The sequence below is a fragment of the Halomonas sp. DP5Y7-2 genome (genome assembly GCF_019802025.1).
Lineage (GTDB): Bacteria > Pseudomonadota > Gammaproteobacteria > Pseudomonadales > Halomonadaceae > Halomonas > Halomonas litopenaei_A.
Window position 1 is genome coordinate 72,157 of record NZ_JAHVHY010000008.1, and the last position, 17,912, is coordinate 90,068.

The 17,912-nt window shown below is 62.6% G+C and carries 20 protein-coding genes; 12 read left to right on the forward strand and 8 right to left on the reverse strand.

Translation table 11 applies throughout. The annotated features are described in order from the left end of the window. The first annotated feature begins 18 nt into the window (after positions 1–18). A complete protein-coding gene (locus KUW18_RS15770) occupies positions 19–453 on the forward strand; it encodes a hypothetical protein (RefSeq protein WP_206940852.1) in 435 nt (144 codons plus the stop codon). Positions 454–480: 27 nt separating this feature from the next. Here KUW18_RS15770 and KUW18_RS15775 read toward each other — a convergent pair whose 3' ends face one another. Further along, positions 481–816 (reverse strand): hypothetical protein, encoded by a 336-nt coding sequence (locus KUW18_RS15775; protein WP_206940481.1) that lies wholly within the window; start codon positions 814–816, stop codon positions 481–483. Positions 817–874: 58 nt separating this feature from the next. Here KUW18_RS15775 and KUW18_RS15780 point away from each other — a divergent pair, with 58 nt between their 5' ends. From KUW18_RS15780 to KUW18_RS15810, 7 genes are all read left to right on the forward strand, one after another. Further along, positions 875–1,696, forward strand: a complete 822-nt coding sequence (locus KUW18_RS15780) for a hypothetical protein (protein ID WP_222561819.1) — start codon at positions 875–877, stop codon at positions 1,694–1,696. Positions 1,697–1,769: 73 nt separating this feature from the next. Then, positions 1,770–2,180 (forward strand): acyl-CoA thioesterase, encoded by a 411-nt coding sequence (locus KUW18_RS15785; protein ID WP_206940486.1) that lies wholly within the window; start codon positions 1,770–1,772, stop codon positions 2,178–2,180. Positions 2,181–2,290: 110 nt separating this feature from the next. Beyond that, positions 2,291–2,758 carry a Cys-tRNA(Pro) deacylase gene (ybaK, locus tag KUW18_RS15790; protein ID WP_222561820.1) on the forward strand — a complete coding sequence of 156 codons (468 nt, stop codon included), beginning with the start codon at positions 2,291–2,293 and terminating at the stop codon, positions 2,756–2,758. A gap of 221 nt (positions 2,759–2,979) precedes the next feature. Next, positions 2,980–3,294: a hypothetical protein gene (locus tag KUW18_RS15795; protein WP_222238883.1), complete on the forward strand. Its 315-nt coding sequence runs from the start codon at positions 2,980–2,982 to the stop codon at positions 3,292–3,294. After that, entirely contained in the window at positions 3,278–3,799 is a 522-nt protein-coding gene (locus KUW18_RS15800) for a DUF501 domain-containing protein (RefSeq protein WP_206940501.1), read from the forward strand. The genes KUW18_RS15795 and KUW18_RS15800 overlap by 17 nt, the downstream gene beginning before the upstream one ends. Before the next feature lie 66 nt (positions 3,800–3,865). Then, positions 3,866–4,423, forward strand: a complete 558-nt coding sequence (locus KUW18_RS15805; RefSeq protein WP_206940503.1) for a TIGR00730 family Rossman fold protein — start codon at positions 3,866–3,868, stop codon at positions 4,421–4,423. A gap of 61 nt (positions 4,424–4,484) precedes the next feature. Beyond that, positions 4,485–5,453: an NAD(P)H-quinone oxidoreductase gene (locus KUW18_RS15810; protein WP_206940505.1), complete on the forward strand. Its 969-nt coding sequence runs from the start codon at positions 4,485–4,487 to the stop codon at positions 5,451–5,453. 68 nt (positions 5,454–5,521) lie between these two features. On the opposite strand, the gene KUW18_RS15815 is transcribed toward KUW18_RS15810, so the two are convergent. Continuing rightward, a complete protein-coding gene (locus tag KUW18_RS15815; RefSeq protein WP_206940507.1) occupies positions 5,522–6,022 on the reverse strand; it encodes a hypothetical protein in 501 nt (166 codons plus the stop codon). Positions 6,023–6,192: 170 nt separating this feature from the next. After that, a complete protein-coding gene (locus KUW18_RS15820) occupies positions 6,193–6,738 on the reverse strand; it encodes a tetratricopeptide repeat protein (protein ID WP_224852123.1) in 546 nt (181 codons plus the stop codon). A 248-nt stretch (positions 6,739–6,986) separates the two neighbouring features. Here KUW18_RS15820 and KUW18_RS15825 point away from each other — a divergent pair, with 248 nt between their 5' ends. Both KUW18_RS15825 and yaaA read left to right on the forward strand, forming a co-directional pair. Then, positions 6,987–8,018 carry an NADP(H)-dependent aldo-keto reductase gene (locus KUW18_RS15825; RefSeq protein ID WP_222561821.1) on the forward strand — a complete coding sequence of 344 codons (1,032 nt, stop codon included), beginning with the start codon at positions 6,987–6,989 and terminating at the stop codon, positions 8,016–8,018. Between the two features lie 205 nt (positions 8,019–8,223). Then, the gene (yaaA, locus tag KUW18_RS15830; RefSeq protein WP_222561822.1) at positions 8,224–9,000 is read left to right on the forward strand and encodes a peroxide stress protein YaaA; all 777 of its coding nucleotides are present in this window, start codon (positions 8,224–8,226) and stop codon (positions 8,998–9,000) included. A 188-nt stretch (positions 9,001–9,188) separates the two neighbouring features. On the opposite strand, the gene KUW18_RS15835 is transcribed toward yaaA, so the two are convergent. Next, complete coding sequence (locus KUW18_RS15835; protein WP_222561823.1) at positions 9,189–9,770, reverse strand: isochorismatase family protein; 582 nt, start codon at positions 9,768–9,770, stop codon at positions 9,189–9,191. A 137-nt stretch (positions 9,771–9,907) separates the two neighbouring features. Between KUW18_RS15835 and KUW18_RS15840 the strand changes: the two genes are divergently transcribed. Then, the gene (locus KUW18_RS15840; protein WP_222164003.1) at positions 9,908–10,738 is read left to right on the forward strand and encodes a Tim44 domain-containing protein; all 831 of its coding nucleotides are present in this window, start codon (positions 9,908–9,910) and stop codon (positions 10,736–10,738) included. 228 nt (positions 10,739–10,966) lie between these two features. Here the strand turns inward: KUW18_RS15840 and KUW18_RS15845 are convergent, their stop codons facing one another. The 4 genes from KUW18_RS15845 to KUW18_RS15860 all read right to left on the reverse strand — a co-directional run bounded on the left by KUW18_RS15845 (position 10,967) and on the right by KUW18_RS15860 (position 14,453). After that, the gene (locus KUW18_RS15845) at positions 10,967–11,488 is read right to left on the reverse strand and encodes a hypothetical protein (protein WP_222561824.1); all 522 of its coding nucleotides are present in this window, start codon (positions 11,486–11,488) and stop codon (positions 10,967–10,969) included. 175 nt (positions 11,489–11,663) lie between these two features. Beyond that, positions 11,664–12,407: a carbonic anhydrase gene (locus KUW18_RS15850; RefSeq protein WP_222561825.1), complete on the reverse strand. Its 744-nt coding sequence runs from the start codon at positions 12,405–12,407 to the stop codon at positions 11,664–11,666. A gap of 235 nt (positions 12,408–12,642) precedes the next feature. Beyond that, entirely contained in the window at positions 12,643–12,840 is a 198-nt protein-coding gene (locus KUW18_RS15855) for a hypothetical protein (protein WP_206940522.1), read from the reverse strand. 149 nt (positions 12,841–12,989) lie between these two features. After that, a complete protein-coding gene (locus tag KUW18_RS15860; protein ID WP_222561826.1) occupies positions 12,990–14,453 on the reverse strand; it encodes an aldehyde dehydrogenase family protein in 1,464 nt (487 codons plus the stop codon). 502 nt (positions 14,454–14,955) lie between these two features. Here KUW18_RS15860 and adhE point away from each other — a divergent pair. Then, a complete protein-coding gene (gene adhE / locus KUW18_RS15865; RefSeq protein WP_222561827.1) occupies positions 14,956–17,700 on the forward strand; it encodes a bifunctional acetaldehyde-CoA/alcohol dehydrogenase in 2,745 nt (914 codons plus the stop codon). The last annotated feature ends 212 nt before the right edge of the window (positions 17,701–17,912 follow it).

Genomic DNA, 17,912 nt, shown 5'->3' on the forward strand with positions numbered 1-17,912 from the left:
TTTTCCATGACAAGCACCATGCCGCATCACGGATTCTTCGCCAAGGTGTGTCGCGGAATGCCGGCGCTGATTGGCCAATGGCTGGCCTTGGGTCGCGGTGATCCCGATCGACTGGCATTGATCCTGGCCGAAACGGCCAGGGTGGCGGGACTCGGCGAGCCGGGCGAGACTCCCGACGGCGCGACGCTTGCTCTGTGGGCAGACCGCCAGGACGAGGACCTTCCGCCTCACTGGGCGGTGCGCACCGCGCTGTTCCTGCTGGTCCAGATGCCCGCTCGCCCGACGCCAGGAGATGAAGACGAGGCCTGCGCATGGGCTTACTGCTGGCTGCGCAATCGTGAATTCACCAGCCGCGACCAGGCCCTGGATGCGTTGCCGGAGCACCTCCGGGAATCCCTGGCACCAGCCCTGACAGCAGCCTGGACGGACCGTCAGGGATTGCGCCTGGTATAACCCCGCCGCGTCGCCGTGGCGACCAGATCATTGCCGCCGCCGGGTCGGTCGCTTCGGCCGAAATCCAGCGGGCTTGGTCGCCAGCCATTCAACGAAGGAACGAATATCAGGGTGTGCCAGCAGCGCGTCTCGACTGCGATAATGGTCCGCCAGTTCCCTCTCGCTGAGCACCGCATGCAAGTGGCGATGGCAACCATGACATACCCACAGGATGGCCGTCAGTCGCTCGACGCGGTCGTGCCGCCGTCGATAGCGCGCCTTGCCGTGTAGTGACCTCGGGATCAAATGGTGCTTGGTCAAGGGCGCGGCTCGCTCACACAGCTCGCAACATTCGGGGCGCGGCGGCGGCGACAGCTCTGTCATGTCGACCTCCCGGATCGGCATCATGCTTTAACGATAGCTTAAGGATCGCATTTTTCTTATGGACGTTCCCTTCCATTGGCAGCTGGCCAAGCTGCTCATTTCCATCGGCGTCGTGCTCGGCCTGTCAGTCATCGCCGAAAGAGTCAGCACTCGCGTCGCTGGACTGCTCTCCGGCTATCCCCTGGGCACGGCCATCGCCCTGTTCTTTATCGGGCTGGAGCTTTCCCCCCAGTTTGCCGCTGATAGCGCCGTGCATACCCTGGCAGGCTTCACGGCCACCCTGGCGCTGGGCGGCGGCTACCTGCTCGCGGCCCGTGGGGATGGCCTCAAAGGAGTCCTGACGGGCACTGCGGGAGGGCTCGTTGCCTGGCTGGCCGCCAGCAGTCTGTTGACCCAGCTCGACCTCAATCGCATCAGCGGAACCCTGATCACCCTCGTCGCCATTGCGCTATTCACTTGGCTCTATCGCGGGGTCCCGGACATCAAGGCCAGCCCCAAGGGTGGCTTTTCCTGGCCTGCCTTGGCACTAAGGGCTGGGCTCGCTGCCGCCATCATTTTCCTGATCACCGGCCTTGCCCACGCCGTTCCCAGCGCCTGGGCCGGGGTCATGGCCGCCTTCCCGGTGACCATGTACCCCTTTCTGGTGATTCTGCACCTGACCCAGGGTACCGCTCCAGTGGCCACGGTCATCAAGCACTACCCTGCCGGTCTTGGCTCATTGCTGTGCTATGCCCTGGTGGTATCGCTGACCTACGCGACGATGGGACTTTGGCAGGGCACGCTGCTGGGCTTCGTCGCCGCCACGCTGTGGCTGCTGGGCTGGATGCGACTGCAACAGTGGTGGGCAGCTCGCCGCCGGCGCCAGCAGCGCACGTTGTGACCTGGAAGCGGGCTTGACCTAGCGCTTGCTTGGGTCAATCCTGAAGCACACCTTCCTGCACGTGAGAATGTCCATGCTGACCCGCACGATCGAGCCCGCTTTCTACGACACTGATGCCCTCGGCCATATTAACAACACACGCCTGCCGGCCTGGTTCGAGCTGGCCCGCAACGAGCTGTTCCGGCTGTTCACTCCAGACCTGGATCCCGCCAAATGGCGGCTGATCATGGCGCGCATGGAGATCGACTACCGGGCTGAGCTTCATTACGGTCACGACATCGAGATCCGCACCTATCTGTCGCGACTCGGCAAGAGTTCCTTTACCGTGACCCAGGAAGCGCACCAGCAAGGGGTCATGACCAACATCGGCCATACCGTGCTGGTGCATTTCGACCATCACACCAAGGCGTCGGTACCGATTACCGGCGCGCTGCGTGAGGCGCTGATGGAACACCTGCACGAGGCGGAAATGACCGAAGCCTGAGCACGTTGCCCCGATGGCAGGCCAGATCGTCCGTTAAGGGTACGGTTGGCCGTTCGCCTGGCCTCGCCGATAATGGCCTGCCTGCCCCACCCCAAGGAACCTTCATCGCCATGACCCCCGCCATCAAGGCCCTGGAAAGGGCCAAGGTCAACTTCAGCGTACTGAGCTATGAACACGATGCCCGCTCGGCGGCTTACGGCGAAGAGGCCGCCGAACAGCTTGGGCTAGACGCCGAGAGTGTGTTCAAGACCTTGCTGGCGAATCTGGACGGCCATCGACTGGTAGTGGCCATCGTCCCGGTCTCTGCCAAGCTCGACCTCAAGGCGCTGGCCCGCGCGGCGGGCGCCCGCAAGGCCAGCATGGCTGACCCCGCCGACGCCGAGCGCGCCACGGGCTATATCGTCGGGGGAATCAGTCCCCTTGGGCAGAAGAAGCGCCTGGCTACCTTCATCGACGACAGCTGCCAGAGGCTGTCCCAGATGCACGTCAGCGGAGGACGTAGGGGCCTTGAAATCTGCCTGGCCCCGGAGGACTTGGTCGTGTTGACGCGGGCAACCGTGGCTCCGCTCTTGCGCTAGTCCGTTGCCACTAGTGCGCTAGTCCGTTGCCACTAGTGCGCTAGTCCGCAGCCACTAGTGCGCTAGTCCGCAGCCACTGGTGCGCTAGTCCGCAGCCACTAGTGCGCTACCCGCAGCCACGGGGTCTAGCGCGACGGCCAGGCGATGGCGGCGGTCCTGATACGCTGGGTCTAAGGCGCAAAAAATGCTAGGTTGGCGCAACGTCAACAAGGATGCACTGCATGGCGATCCGCTATACCCTCTGGCTCGATCCGGACGATAAGGTGCGCCACCGCGCGGCTGAGGCCAGCCTCGAGACCTTCTTTCTCGAGCGCTTCGCGGACTACCCGCACATCCGCTTGTTCGGTGCTGATCCCTACGACTATGATGCGCCCTTCAATCGACTCTACGACGTTCTGATCGCACGAGGCAGCGAGTACCTCGAGCGCGAACATGCCTATGTACCCACCCCGGAACAGCTCAATCGCGCGTTCTTCCGTGCCGTGGGCCGCTCCACCAAATTTGTAAGAGACAACCCCGATGGTGATCCATCCTGACACGACCCCCGACGCTGCCCAGATGGCCATCATCGCCGAGCAGCTGGGACGCGAGCCTCGCGGCATCGAGGCCCTGGCGGCTACCGACGGCAAAGGCACTCCTCTGGTCCTGCGCATGGCTCCCATCGTCGATGGCAAGCCCTTCCCGACCCTGTTCTGGCTGAGCTCCGACCTGCTCAAGGTCGAGCTGTCGAGAATCGAAGCCGCCGGCGTGATCAAGTCGCTGGAAGCGCGCCTGCAGGAAGACGAGGAATTTCGCGCGGCCTATCACGCCAGCCACCAGGACTACATCGACACCCGCTGGGCGCTGATGAGCGACGCCCAGCGCGCCGAGGTCGAGCGCCTAGGCTATGACCGGGTGCTGCGCGAGCGAGGAATCGGCGGCATCGCCAACCACGACCAGGTTCGCTGCCTGCACACGCAGTACGCCCACCACCTGTGCGGCCACAATGTGATCGGACAATGGGTCGACGAGCACTACGGCATCATCGACCTGCTGCCGTAATCCCCTGGCCCGTGCCTCATCTCGGGCCTTCCTCGCGACCCCATCATTACCTCAGGGAGGCCTCAAATGGCCCAGATCTGCGTCTATCTCGGCTCACGCCAGGGAGAGGATCCACGCTTTATCGACGACACACGCGTGTTTGGCCGTCGCCTGGCCGAGCGCGGACATGGACTCGTCTACGGGGGCGCCAGCGTCGGCCTGATGGGGGCGCTGGCGAATGCAGCGCTGGACGCCGGTGGCCAGGTCGTTGGCGTCATGCCCCATCACCTGGTGGATCGGGAGTTGGCCCACACGGGTCTCAGCGAGCTGATCAGGGTCGCCGACATGCACGAGCGCAAGGCCCAGATGGCAGCCAGTGCCGACGCCTTCGTCATGCTGCCTGGTGGCATCGGCACGCTGGAAGAATTCTTCGAGACCTGGACCTGGCACTACCTGGGACTGCACGCGAAGCCTATCGGCATCCTGGATAGCTGCCAGTTCTACCGTCCGCTGCTGGACTTTCTGGAAGCCGGCGTTGCCCAGGGCTTCCTGGACGCCCGTACCTTGCAGACGCTGGTCACGGCCGCTACCCCGGACGAGTTACTGGACCGACTGGAGCAACGGCTGGCCCATCTGCCGGGCTGAGCGCGGAGCCGTCGGCTCGGCGCCTTGCGCCACCACTGAACACCGACAAGGAGGATGTCACATGTACGCCATTCAACCAGACGGCGACCAGCTACGGTGGCAACGCAGCCAGGATCTCGCTCCACCGCAAGGTCGAGAGGTGCATATCGAGGTGGCCTGGGCCGGCGTCAACCGCGCCGACCTGATGCAGCGCGCCGGGCACTATCCTCCCCCTGAGGGGGCCTCCAGCGTGCTGGGGCTGGAGGTCAGTGGCCGCGTGGCAGCCGTCGGTCCCGACGTCGAGCAGCTCAGACGTGGACAGCCCGTATGTGCCCTGCTGGCCGGCGGTGGCTATGCCGAGCGCGTGTGCGTCGACGAGCGCCAGGTCCTGCCCGTTCCGGCCGGTGTGGACCTGCGCGAGGCCGCTGCCTTGCCGGAGGTCTATGCCACCGCCTGGCTGAACCTGTTCATGGAGGGGGCGCTGGAGCCGGGAGAGCGCGTGCTGATCCACGCGGCCGCCAGCGGCGTCGGTACTGCCGCCATTCAGCTATGCCGAGAGTTCGACCACCCCTGCTTTGTCACCGTGGGCAGCGACGACAAGCTGGCGCACTGCCTCGCGTTGGGCGCCAAGTCCGGGGTCAATCGTCATCACGGAAGTTTTGTCGAAGCGGTGAAGGCGTTTGGCGAGATCAATGTGATTCTCGACCCAGTAGGCGCGAGCTATCTGGCAGACAACCAGCGCGTGCTCGCCGCCGATGGCCGACTGGTGCTCATCGGCCTGATGGGAGGGCGCCACGCCGAGCTGGATCTAGGGCGAATGCTGATGAAACGCCAGCGCCTGATCGGCTCCACCCTGCGCGCCAAATCCCCCCAGGCCAAAGGCAAGATACTGGATCAGCTGGCACGCCACGTATGGCCCAGGATAGAGCGCGGGGATCTGACACCGCAGATTGATGCCCAATGGCCCATTCAGGAAGTCGAGGCCGCCCATCGCCACGTCGACGCCAACGCCAACACCGGCAAGGTGCTGCTCCAGGTGGCCGAGCTCTGAACCACGACTTGTCCACAGACAGTCACTGACTGGCCACTGTGGACAAGTTGTCTGACTGACGCCAGCGCTCAGCGTCGCGCACTGAGCGCCTGGGTCCGTGCAAAGGTCATCTGCAGCAGCTTGGCGTCGTCACCGGCTCGGTGACGCTGAATGCCCTGCTCGGCAATCATCGCTTCCTTGACGTCGCTCCACATGGCCATCTGGGCCTCGTCCAGCAAACGCCTCAAGGCTTCCAGACGGAAAGCGGGGATCATTCCGGCATGATGAAAGAGGAGTGACAGCCAGGTGTTGTCATAGCCCCAGCTGTCGCTATAGGCGATACCCACCTGATGCAACTCATCATTCAGCCAGCGCGCCACGTGCCGCACGGGGTAGCCTTCCCGCTGCAAGCGTGCGCGGGAGATGCCATGCAACAGCTCGGCCTTGGGATCCCAATGGGTCCACTCATCAAGCGGCTGAATGAGAAAGGCACAGCAACTGCCATCAGGGCGGGCCAGCCCAACCTCGATGGGATAACTACCGCGCCCGAAACCAGACGCCTCGATATCGAGCAGAGTCGGTAACGCCACAGGCTGAGAACCTCGAAGTGACTGCCGGCCGAAACGCCGACTCGACGTTATCCGACAACGAAAACCCTTCCCGACGCCCAAACTGTCAGCGGCGGTCAGGGTAGCCTGAACCGCCGCTCGCATCGGCCTTACCGGGACCCGCGCGCAACCCGTGGTCGCGCTAGATCACCCTAGTGTCGCTGCTGGCCTTCTGCTTTGTCCAGCGAAGCGGTAGCGACATCGTCTCCACCGTCGCTTGTCGCCGGCGCCTGGCCGGGACGGGCCAAGGATGCCCAGTAGTCAGCGCGCTCCCGATCAACGGGCAGCGACAGCTCTCCATGGCGGTAGGCCCGCTCAAGACGCGCGGCGGCCAGCGCATGACCGGCCTCGCCGGCTCTGGCGTACCAGGTGACGGCATGGTCGTGACGGGCGGGATACAGGGCGCACCCATTCTCATGGATTTGCCCGGCCTGATACTGGGCGCGAGCGTCTCCGCCGTGAGCGGCCTGAAGCACGTAGCGGGCGCCACGTGCCTTGTCTTGGGGAGCCCGTGACCGGTGAAACAGCATGTGCCCATAAAGGGATAGAGCCGCCGGATGGCCGGCGTCCGCACAACGCTGAAACAGACGCATGGTCAGCCTCTGGGTTCGCGGCGAGCGGGGCAGCCAGCGGGTATGAAACAACTGCTGGGCCAGACGATACTCGAGCCGCGTCTTCAGTGACGATGCCTGCTGCATGGCAACAACCTTGAATCCAAAGCGTGGAAGTCGGACCGGACACCTCCTGTGTCACGGGCGCTCTTCTGGTTCAATCTGCGGTGCCACGGACTCCTCCGGGGCAACGGGTTGGCAAGCATACGCCTGGCCCGAAGAGGACTCAACCCCTGAGGGTGGCGACGTATATCGGGCAAAGGTAACATTTCGGTGCTATGCAGCATTCACCGTTCGGTCGTGCCATTGTGCACGCACCGACACAAGGAGCTCCCATGCAGACCCGCCCTCTCGGCACTACCGGTATTGACGTCAGCCGCATTTGTCTTGGCACCATGACCTTCGGCGAACAGAACACGGAAGCAGAAGCCCACGCCCAGCTCGACCGAGCCGTGGCCTTTGGGGTCAATTTCATCGACGCCGCCGAGATGTACCCGGTGCCACCCAAGGCCGAGACCCAGGGGCTGACCGAGTCCTACATCGGTTCCTGGTTGAAGGGCCGCCAGAGCCGCGATGACGTGGTGATTGCCACCAAGGCCGCAGGCCCCGGTATCAGCCATATCCGCGGCGGCCCTCGCCTGGACCGCCAGCACCTGCACGAGGCGATCGATGGCAGCCTGTCGCGGCTGAACACGGACTACGTCGATCTCTACCAGCTGCACTGGCCTGATCGCTCCACCAACTTCTTCGGCCGCCTGGGATACACCCACGACGAGGACGAGCAGGCCACCGCTTTAGAGGAAACGCTGTCGGCCCTGAAAGAACTGGTCGACGCGGGCAAGGTACGTGCCATTGGCGTGTCCAACGAGACGCCCTGGGGGGTGATGCGCTGTCTTCAACTGGCTGACACTCTCGGCGTACCCAGGGTGGCATCGATCCAGAACCCCTACAGCCTGCTCAACCGCACCTTCGAAGTCGGGCTGGCGGAGATTGCCCAGCGCGAGCAGGTGGGCCTGCTGGCCTACTCTCCCTTGGCCTTCGGCGTGCTGACGGGCAAGTACTTGAACGGCGCTCGCCCAGAGGGCGCACGCCTGACGCTGTGGGACCGTTTCAGCCGCTACAGCTCCGAACAGGCCACGGCCGCCACCGAAGGCTACGTGGCGCTGGCACGCGAGCACGGCCTCGACCCGGGCCAGATGGCACTCGCCTACGTCAACTCCCGCTCCTTCCTGACCAGCAACATCATCGGCGCCACCACCATGGATCAGCTGGAGAGCAACCTGGCTTCAGAGGCACTGACGCTGTCGGAAGAAGTGCTGGAGGGCATCGAGGCGATCCACCAGCGGATCCCGAACCCTAGCCCCTGATAAAGGCCTAGGCTTTGTCGTGAGCTGCGACTTTCCTTCGACACACCATTGGCGCACGCCCTTGCCATGACGTCCCAGGCATAAGGGCGTGAGCCAGCTAGCCTGATACTCTGGCCTTATCTGCATCATAGCCCCGGCCTTCGCCGGGGCTTGATACACTACCCCTCTTTGATTGACGGCCTATAACGACCCCAGGAGCCCGCCCATGCTGAGCGTGATCTCACCTGCCAAAACGCTGGATTTCGAGACCCCGGCCACCACCGCCACCTGGACGGAGCCCGACTATCTCGAGCATTCTCGCGAATTGATCGACATCCTGCGGGACTACAGCCCGGCCAGGATCTCGGAGCTGATGGGAGTCAGTGACAAGATCGCTGGCCTCAATGCAGCGCGCTTTGGTCAGTGGCAGACACCCTTCACGCCGGACAACGCCAAGGTCGCGGCCCAAGCCTTTCAGGGCGACGTGTATGTCGGCTTGCAGGCAGACACCTTCAGCGATGACGACAATGCCTTCGCTCAGGAGCATCTGCGGATTCTGTCTGGTCTCTATGGCCTGTTGCGCCCACTCGACCTGATCCAACCCTATCGACTGGAAATGGGCACTCGGCTTGCCAACGAGCGGGGCAAGGACCTCTATGCGTTCTGGAAGCCGCTGCTGACCGCCGAGCTGGATGCCGCAGTCACTCGCAGTGGCTCCCCGGTGCTGGTCAACCTGGCCTCCAACGAGTACTTCAAGGCCATCGACGCCAAGAGCCTCAACGCAGACGTGGTCACACCTGTGTTCAAGGACTGGAAAAACGATCGGTACAAGATCATCAGCTTCTATGCCAAGAAGGCACGTGGCCTGATGGCCGCCTGGATGATTCAGCAGCGCCTGGATGACAAGGAAGGCCTCAAGGACTTCAACGTGGCCGGCTACCGTTTCAGCGCCGCCGAATCCGAGGGCAACACCCTGGTGTTCACCCGCGACACCCCCGCCTGAGGCAGCGGCAGAAGCGCCGGGCCCGGCATGACAAGCCCTCTTACGGGAGGGCTTCCCGGATCTTTTTTCAGGGGCCCAGTTTCAGGGCCTGTTTTCCGCCCCCTCTCTACCAAGGCACTGTCTTTAAAGCCCTGTCTTCAAGAGACTCTAGTCACCATCCTCGGTTCAAGGTCCTTAGTTCCGGATCCTCAGGTCCCGAGTCGCAGCGGCCGCGACGCCCTGGGTCGCAGCAATTCACGATGCACCTCACGAAAGGCCTGGTCATCGCAGCGCTCGAGCCATTCGTAGGCGACCATGTCAGCGCTGACCAACTGGGCGCCGGCCTGACGGGCCCGCTCGCCGGCAAGTCTGGCCTCCTCCCCGCGTCGGCTGACGCAACCCTCGACCAGCCAGAATACCTCGACCTCCTGCTTCAACAGTCCGAGCGCCGTTTGCAGCACACAGATATGGGCCTCGGCTCCGGCGATCACCACCTGACGCGGCGTTGCCGCCTCAAGGGCTTGCGCCACCTCGCGTTCTCGACAGGCGTTGAAGTGGCTCTTGGTAAACCAGCGCGCGCTCTGTGGCAGGGCGCACGTCAGGCGCGGCTCCGTCGTCCCCAGCCCCTGGGGGTATTGCTCGGTCACCCACACCGGAACCTCCAGGCGCTCCGCCACGGCTGCCAGCCAGCCAATTTCGGTGATCGCCTGGTCCCCCCTCGCCACCACCGGCATCAAGGCCGTCTGTACGTCGACCACCAGTAGTAGACTGTCGCTACGCTCGATCAGCATACTCTCTCCTCGCCTTTTCGTTGTACACGGCTTCCCGCGACGCTCGTTATCGCTAGAATGGACGAGCGACTCACCGGTGACCACCAGGGACACCGGTAAAGACAGGCCAACGCAGGCCGAATTATGGAGATGTCTAGATGCGTCACCTTCTCGTGATGATTCTTGTCGGCGTGATGGGCTTCGGCCTCGCCGTCGACAGCGCCGATGCCCGTCGCCTGGGCGGCGGCAAGAGTGTCGGCTCCTTCTCGCGTCAGGCCAGCCCCAGCGCCACCCAGACGCAAAACACGGCGCGTCCGAACGCGGCACCCACCGCGGGCAAGAAGAGCGGCCTGATGGGAGGCATGCTAGGCGGCCTGCTGGCCGGCAGCCTGCTCGGCGCACTGTTCTTCGGCGGTGCCTTCGATGGGCTTGGCATGGTCGATATCCTGCTGATGGCGGGCCTCGCCTTCCTGGCGTTCAAGTTGCTGGCCCGGCGTCGTTCGGCAACGGCATCGGCCGGAGGTGGCGGACATGGCATGCAGCGCGAGCAGGCCCCCTCTTCTCCGTTCCAGATGCCCGGCAGCTCCGGTACTTCCGGTGCCGCCTTCGGTGGTCCTCAGGGCGACCCAGAGTGGTTCGACCGTGAGCGCTTCCTCGGTGGTGCCAAGGAGCACTTCATGACCCTGCAGCGGGCCTGGGACAACAATGACCTCCCGCGCATCCAGGAGTACGTGACACCGGAGCTCTACAACCTGCTGCGCGAGCAGCGCGCCAGCGAGCCAGCCAACAACCAGACCGAGATCGTGCGTCTGTTTGCGGAACTCGGTGGGGTGCAGGAACTGGGCACCCAGGCCGAAGCCCGCGTGCTGTTCCATGGAGTGCTCAACGAAAACGGCACCGAAACAGAGTTCAACGAAACCTGGCACCTGGTGCGCGAAATGCGTGACGATGCCCCCTGGTACGTGCAGGGCATCGAACAAAACGCCTGACGGCAGTCTGTGCTACCCGCTGCCGGCAAGCGGTCGACGCTTATCGGCAGCGAACGCAAAAGGGGCCGAGATCCTAGGATCTCGGCCCCTTTTCTTCATTTGCCGCGTGAACGATAGAGCGGTTCGAGCAACCCCGCACTATTCAGCTGGAGGATGGCGGCGTGAGTCGGCACTTGGTGCCTAGCCGTGACAGGGCCCCCAGGCAACAGCGCAGCGGCGTCAGACAGATTACTGCGCAGCCTTGTCGGTGGCCTGCTCAACTTCATCGCCGGCCTCTTCGACCGCCTCACCGGCGCTGTCCGCCATCTGGTCGGCCTCTTGCTCGGCCTCGGCGGCAGCCTCATCCATGGCCTGATCCGCATCGTCAGCAGCGTCAGCCATGCTGGCAGCGGCCTCGTCGGCTTCCTGCTCGGCCTCGGCGGCGGCGCTATCCATGGCCTGTTCCGCGTCGTCAGCGGTTTCCGCCATGCTGGCGGCGGCCTCGTCGGCTTCCTGCTCGGCTTCGGCGGCGGCGTTATCCATGGCCTGTTCCGCGTCGTCAGCGGTTTCCGCCATGCCCTCTGCGGCCTCATCCATGGCCTGCTCGGCATCCGCTGCAAGCTCCTGAGCCTGCTCCTCGACGGCTTCGCGAGTGTCATCCACCTTGGCGCCGGCTTCCTCGGCTGCATCATCCTCGCAACCGGCCATGACCAACATCAACGACGAAATAGCAGCAGCCAGGGCCAGGCGACGAAACGTTCCTTGCTTCATGTAACACCTCCAGGGAATGATGAGTATGAACTCCCCATTTACATTAGAAGCCTGGGCGCGTCTTGGCTAGCCCTCTCCTTGCGCGTATTCCGCAAAGACCGTGCAGTTTCCAAGGAAACGACGCCACTGCAGCGACAGGCGGGCACATGCCAGCATGCACCCGCCAACCCTCAGGTTACTCGATCACCACTCGCGCATTACGTGGCTGAATCGGGCGATTGTTGTCATCGCCGATGGCCTGAGCAAAGGCAGTCATCTGGTCAGAGGACAGCGACTGCGGCGCTTTCATCACCAACCAGCGAACACCTTCGGTACAAGGAGGGGTGGTCAGCGAACCATTCAGACGAAAATATTCCTGGTCTTCCGGTAGCACCTGGGCGAAGTCAATGCCGCCATCTATTTCCGCCGTACCTCCGGCACTACTGGGCAAACTCGCCACAAGCCCGTCAAACACGGCATTTTGCTCACCTTCTTCGAACATCACGGACACGACTGCCAGATCTCCCTCCTGGTTGGCATGTACCAGGTGCGCCTCCAGCGGGAACTGGCGTCCATCCACCGTGTGCTCAGACGGAGCATGGAAATGCATCTGCAACAAGGTATAGACGTCACCATCCAGCGTCAGGGTATTGTCCTGAGAAGAGGCCACCTGAACCGTGTGGCCATTGTTGACCACCGCAGCCCCAGGCTGGCCATAGGAGAGCTCAAGCGGTGCCAGCGCCGCATCAACACCATAGGCGATATCCACCGGCGATTGGTTATGGCCCAGCCCGCACATCTCGTAACTGTTACTAAGTTCCGCCCAATGAGCCGGTCCGGTCTCACCCTGGTAGGACCAGTGAGGCGCTTCGGTGGCTGCCAGCGCGCTGCAGGTGAAAAGTGCGCAGCTAAGAAAGCTGGTGACCTTCAACAGAGTCATTTTCGTCATCCTTGTCCAACAAAAAAGAAAAGAGCCTGCCCCATAGGGCAGGCTCTTTATCCTACTGATCGTTGAAGGTCTCACGCGACCGATTGGCATATCAGCGTTAGCTGTATATCGCTAAAGCAAAGACTGCTCAATCGATCACCAGATCGTCCGGCTGGTCGGCGAACACTGGCATCAATGCCGGCTCGCCTGAGACAAGATCCTTACCTAAAACGATGTATCGACAGGCTTAGTTGGTCGCGTCCTCGGCAGACTCTTCCATCTCCTCGCCCATCTCTTCCATGGATTCACCGGCATCTTCCACCGCCTGATCCATCTCTTCACCAGCCTGCTCCGCGGGTCCTTCCTCTTCGCAGGCTGCAAGGCCACCGGCCATCATGGCAATCACGAAAGCCATACCAAAACGACGCATCATGCTGTTCTTCATAACATCTCCTTGTACAACATTGGTCGAAGTTCACTACCACCCTAGCGCGCCAATGTGACACTGGCTAGGGGGCGAGCGGCCCACCAGCGGAGCAGTTGCTCGAGAGCTAAGTAAAACTGACACTGCGTGGCTTCATTTCGTCAGCCACATCAGAACGGATACTGTCGGGGCTCACGCTGAACGCTGACCCATTGCACGGTGGTCATCTCCTCCAGCACCCAGTCACCATTGAAGCGGCCGATGCCCGAGTTCTTCTCGCCACCGAAGGGCATATGAGGCTCGTCATTCACCGGCATGTCATTGACATGCACCATGCCGGAGTCGATCTGCCGAGCGACGCGTTCGCCGCGCTCCAGGGAACCGCTGAAGACGGCTGCGGAAAGGCCGTACTCGGTCGCATTGGCGATACGTATGGCGTCATCTTCACCATGGGCCTTGATGATCCCGGCGACCGGCCCGAAGATCTCATTGCAGGCCATATCCATCTGTTCACTGACGTCGCGAAATACCCAAGGCCGTAGACAGGGCCCTTCCAAAGACCCCTCAAGGGCAACCTTGGCTCCCGACTGCCGAGCCTTGTGCACGACCTCTTTCAAGCCCTCGAGCTGTTGCTCATTGATGATAGGACCAATGACCGTGTCGGCCTCGGCGGGGTCTCCGACCTTGAGCCCCTTGACCCGCTCGACAAAGCGCTCCACGAACTCATCGTAGATGGTGGCATCGACAATCAGCCGATTGATCGCAATGCAGATCTGCCCCTGGTGCATGAACTTGCCCACCACGGCGGCTCTGACCGCCTGGTCAATGTCTGCATCATCGAGCACAACAAAGGGGCTATTACCGCCCAGCTCCAGCGCCACCGGCTTGATGAAGCGACCGCCCACAGCGCCCTTGGCAATCTGCCGTCCGACTTCCGTTGAACCCGTAAAGGAAATGAGCTTGGCCAACCGATGCTCGACGATGGGCGTCCCCAACTCACTGCCAGAGCCCACCACAACACTGAGCAGCCCGGCCGGCAGGCCCGCCTCTTCATACAGCCGAGCCAATAACAGTCCGCCGGTCAACGGCGTGTCGCTGGCAGGCTTCAGCACCACGGCATTACCCAAGGCCAACGCCGGTCCGATGGTGCGCTGGGTCAAGTGAAAGGGAAAGTTCCAGGGACTGATAACGCCGATGACGCCCAGTGGCTTGCGATAAACGCGATGTTCCTTGCCCGGCACGCTGGACGCGGCCATCGATCCTTGCACGCGGGTCGCCATGGCGGCAGCTTCCAGCGACATTTCCCGGGCATTGTTCCATTCAAGTTCCGCCTTGATGCGGGTACTCCCGGACTCGCGAACCAACCATTCGATCAACTCGTCCTTACGCGCCTCGAGACGCTCGGCCACCTTTCTCAGTACGGCTGCCCGCTCGATGGCACTGGTGGCAGACCACTGCTGCTGGGCCTGTTGCGCGGCTTCGAATGCCCGATCCACATCATGACGATCCGCCTGGACGATCTTGATCAACGACGTCTGATGATAGGGATCGTACACTTCCAGTGTTTTTCCAGATCCCCCGTCTCGCCATTCCCCGGCGATGGGCTGCAACTGCAAATCCTTGAGGCTCCACATACCGACTCCCTCCGTTTTGCACAACGTCCGTTTCGCGCAGCTCTTGCGTCGCACAGCTTTATGTCGCAAAGCTTTCGTTGCGAACAACTTTCGTATAACTATCGTCACAGAATCCTAGACAGCTCGCCGATCCCTCGCAAGGGGGCGAACAGTGACATTTTGTACCGCTCCGCCGTCTCTTCAGTGCCGCAGGTGGGTCATGCCAGCCTCGATGACTACCTCTCGCGGCCACCACTAAATCTCGCCAAACGCACGTCTCATAACCCGGTCCACGGATAGGCCGACCCCATGCTTGCGATCATCATGATGTTCGAAACGGTATATAAGCGGCGAAAAAGCTGACCTCTATCAGCAGCGCTGAATCGTGACAGCCATAGACTGACGGGGACAGGTACGTACAAAGCCGCTTTTCAAGCCTCCTCCGTGGCACGCCTAACCAGGGAGCTGGAGGAGGTTTCGCAGGTTGCTTTTTGTCTTTCTATCTCTTGTCTGGAGGCCTCTGATGGCGGTTACCAATCTTGCTGAACTCGATGCCCTGGTGGAACGGGTCAAGGCCGCGCAGCGCGTCTTTGCCAGCTTCTCCCAGGAGCAGGTCGACACGATCTTTCGAGCGGCGTCGCTTGCTGCCAACCACGCTCGAATTCCGCTGGCCCGCCAGGCGGTGGAAGAAACCGCCATGGGCGTGCTCGAAGACAAGGTGATCAAGAACCACTTTGCCTCGGAGTTCATCTACAACAAGTACAAGGACGACAAGACCTGCGGTGTGATCGCCACCCACGACGAGGCCGGCACCATGACCATCGCCGAGCCGGTGGGCCTGATCTGCGGCATCGTGCCTACCACCAACCCGACCTCCACTGCCATCTTCAAGGCGCTGATTTCGCTGAAGACCCGCAACGGCATCATCTTCTCGCCCCACCCCAGGGCCCGTCACTGCACCAATGCAGCGGCCAGGCTGGTGCTGGAGGCAGCGGTGGCGGCAGGGGCGCCCAAGGACATCATCGGCTGGATCGACCAGCCTTCGGTGGAACTCTCGGAAGCCCTGATGCAGCACGAAGGCATCAACCTGATCCTGGCCACCGGTGGACCCGGCATGGTCAAGGCGGCCTACTCCTCCGGCAAGCCGGCCATTGGCGTGGGCGCCGGCAACGTGCCGGTGATCATCGATGAGACCGCCGACATCAAGCGGGCGGTGGCCTCGGTGCTGATGTCGAAGACCTTCGACAATGGCGTGGTGTGTGCCTCGGAGCAGGCGGTGATCGTGCTGGACGAGGTCTACAGCGAGGTGCGCGAGCGCTTTGCTTCCCACAACGCCTACCTGCTGTCACCTACCGAAGCGAACCAGGTGCGCCAGATCCTGTTGAAGAATGGCCACCTCAACGCTGCCATCGTCGGCCAGTCGGCGGTCACCATCGCCGGGCTTGCCGGCATCCAGGTGCCCGCCGATACCAAGATTCTGATCGGTGAGGGCCCACGGGTCGATATCGACGACGCCTTCGCCCACGAGAAGCTATCGCCGACCCTTGGCATGTACCGTGCCAGCTCCTTCGAGGACGCCGTGGACCAGGCCTGCACCATGGTCGAGTTCGGCGGCATCGGCCATACCTCGGGCCTGTACACCGATCAGGACACCCAGAAGGAGCGCATTCGCTACTTTGGCGACCGCCTCAAGACCGCACGCATCCTGATCAACATCCCCACCTCCCACGGTGGCATCGGTGACATGTACAACTTCGACATGGCACCGTCGCTGACGCTGGGCTGCGGCTCCTGGGGTGGCAACTCCATCTCGGAGAACGTCGGTCCCAAGCACCTGATCAACACCAAGACGGTGGCCAACCGGGCGGAAAACATGCTGTGGCACAAGCTCCCCGAGTCGATCTACTTCCGTCGCGGCAGCCTGTCGGTGGCCCTGACCGACCTCAAGGACAAGCAGCGAGCTTTCATCGTCACCGACCGTTTCCTGTTCAACAACGGCTACGTCGATGAACTGACCGCGCTGCTCAAGGCCCAGGGCATGGAGGTCCACACCTTCTGTGACGTCGAGGCCGACCCCACCCTGTCCATCGTAGACAAGGGCGCCGAGGCCATGGCCAGCTTCCAACCGGACGTGATCCTGGCCCTCGGTGGCGGCTCACCGATGGACGCCGCCAAGATCATGTGGGTCAAGTACGAGCACCCGGAGGTGCACTTTGAGGAACTGGCCATGCGCTTCATGGACATCAGAAAGCGCATCTACCAGTTCCCCACCATGGGCGAAAAGGCCAGCCTGGTGTGCATTCCCACCACCTCGGGCACCGGCTCCGAGGTGACGCCTTTCGCCGTGGTCACCGACGACAAGACAGGGATCAAGTACCCGCTGGCGGACTATCAGCTGACCCCGAACATGGCCATTGTCGACGCCAACCTGGTGATGAAGATGCCGAAGTCGCTGACCGCCTTCGGCGGCTACGACGCGGTGACCCACGCGCTAGAAGCCTACGTCTCGGTGCTGGCCAATGAATTCTCCGATGGCCAGGCCCTGCAGGCGCTGAAGCTGCTCAAGCAGTACCTGCCGGTCAGCTACCGTGAAGGCGAGCGCAACGCCGTCGCTCGCGAGAAGGTGCATAGCGCCGCCAGCATCGCCGGCATGGCCTTCGCCAACGCCTTCCTGGGCGTGTGTCACTCCATGGCCCACAAGCTCGGCGCGGTGTTCCACCTGCCCCATGGTCTGGCCAATGCGCTGCTGATCACCAACGTGGTGCGCTTCAACGCCAACGACAACCCGACCAAGCAGACCGCCTTCTCACAGTACGACCGGCCCAAGGCGCGCTGTCGCTATGCCGAGGTCGCCGATCACCTGGGACTGTCACAGGCCGGAGACCGCACCGCCCAGAAGGTCGAGCGGCTGATCAACTGGCTCGACGAGCTCAAGCGCGACCTGAATATCCCCGCCTCGATCAAGGACGCAGGGATAGCCGAAGCGGATTTCCTGGCCAAGCTCGATGAAGTCGCGGAAGAAGCCTTCGATGATCAGTGCACCGGCGCCAACCCGCGCTACCCCTTGATCAGCGAACTCAAGGAAGTGCTGCGGGCCTCCTACTACGGTGAGGTCTACGTGGAGGGTGAGACCTTCGCCGGCACCACCGTGATCAAGAAGCGCGAGGAGCCCAAGGCCGACGCAGCGGTCCCCAGTGCACCTGCCTCCAAGAATCAGGCAGACAAGGCACCGGCACGCAAGGCGAGAAAGGCCAAGGCCGACGCCTGAGGAAGCGCTGAGTAAACGTAGCGAGCGATGGCAGATCGGCGACTGCCGGAACGGAAAGACCGGAGTTTACAAGTGGTTAAATGAGGATCTTGAGTACCGCCAGCAGCCGAGATGTCGAGCGCAGTAATTTATGCAGTGTTTCCCTGAGGACGGCAACCACGCTCGACGGCAGGCGTCGTCGAGCGCCGGCTACCAGCGCGCCCCGCGAGAGC

Bases quoted from the DNA above. Each gene is read 5' to 3' on its own strand.
- KUW18_RS15770 (WP_206940852.1), top strand. From the start codon at position 19: ATGCCGCATCACGGATTCTTCGCCAAGGTGTGTCGCGGAATGCCGGCG.
- KUW18_RS15775 (WP_206940481.1), bottom strand. From the start codon at position 816: ATGACAGAGCTGTCGCCGCCGCCGCGCCCCGAATGTTGCGAGCTGTGT.
- KUW18_RS15780 (WP_222561819.1), top strand. From the start codon at position 875: ATGGACGTTCCCTTCCATTGGCAGCTGGCCAAGCTGCTCATTTCCATC.
- KUW18_RS15785 (WP_206940486.1), top strand. From the start codon at position 1,770: ATGCTGACCCGCACGATCGAGCCCGCTTTCTACGACACTGATGCCCTC.
- ybaK (WP_222561820.1), top strand. From the start codon at position 2,291: ATGACCCCCGCCATCAAGGCCCTGGAAAGGGCCAAGGTCAACTTCAGC.
- KUW18_RS15795 (WP_222238883.1), top strand. From the start codon at position 2,980: ATGGCGATCCGCTATACCCTCTGGCTCGATCCGGACGATAAGGTGCGC.
- KUW18_RS15800 (WP_206940501.1), top strand. From the start codon at position 3,278: ATGGTGATCCATCCTGACACGACCCCCGACGCTGCCCAGATGGCCATC.
- KUW18_RS15805 (WP_206940503.1), top strand. From the start codon at position 3,866: ATGGCCCAGATCTGCGTCTATCTCGGCTCACGCCAGGGAGAGGATCCA.
- KUW18_RS15810 (WP_206940505.1), top strand. From the start codon at position 4,485: ATGTACGCCATTCAACCAGACGGCGACCAGCTACGGTGGCAACGCAGC.
- KUW18_RS15820 (WP_224852123.1), bottom strand. From the start codon at position 6,738: ATGCAGCAGGCATCGTCACTGAAGACGCGGCTCGAGTATCGTCTGGCC.
- KUW18_RS15825 (WP_222561821.1), top strand. From the start codon at position 6,987: ATGCAGACCCGCCCTCTCGGCACTACCGGTATTGACGTCAGCCGCATT.
- yaaA (WP_222561822.1), top strand. From the start codon at position 8,224: ATGCTGAGCGTGATCTCACCTGCCAAAACGCTGGATTTCGAGACCCCG.
- KUW18_RS15835 (WP_222561823.1), bottom strand. From the start codon at position 9,770: ATGCTGATCGAGCGTAGCGACAGTCTACTACTGGTGGTCGACGTACAG.
- KUW18_RS15840 (WP_222164003.1), top strand. From the start codon at position 9,908: ATGCGTCACCTTCTCGTGATGATTCTTGTCGGCGTGATGGGCTTCGGC.
- KUW18_RS15845 (WP_222561824.1), bottom strand. From the start codon at position 11,488: ATGAAGCAAGGAACGTTTCGTCGCCTGGCCCTGGCTGCTGCTATTTCG.
- KUW18_RS15850 (WP_222561825.1), bottom strand. From the start codon at position 12,407: ATGACTCTGTTGAAGGTCACCAGCTTTCTTAGCTGCGCACTTTTCACC.
- KUW18_RS15855 (WP_206940522.1), bottom strand. From the start codon at position 12,840: ATGAAGAACAGCATGATGCGTCGTTTTGGTATGGCTTTCGTGATTGCC.
- KUW18_RS15860 (WP_222561826.1), bottom strand. From the start codon at position 14,453: ATGTGGAGCCTCAAGGATTTGCAGTTGCAGCCCATCGCCGGGGAATGG.
- adhE (WP_222561827.1), top strand. From the start codon at position 14,956: ATGGCGGTTACCAATCTTGCTGAACTCGATGCCCTGGTGGAACGGGTC.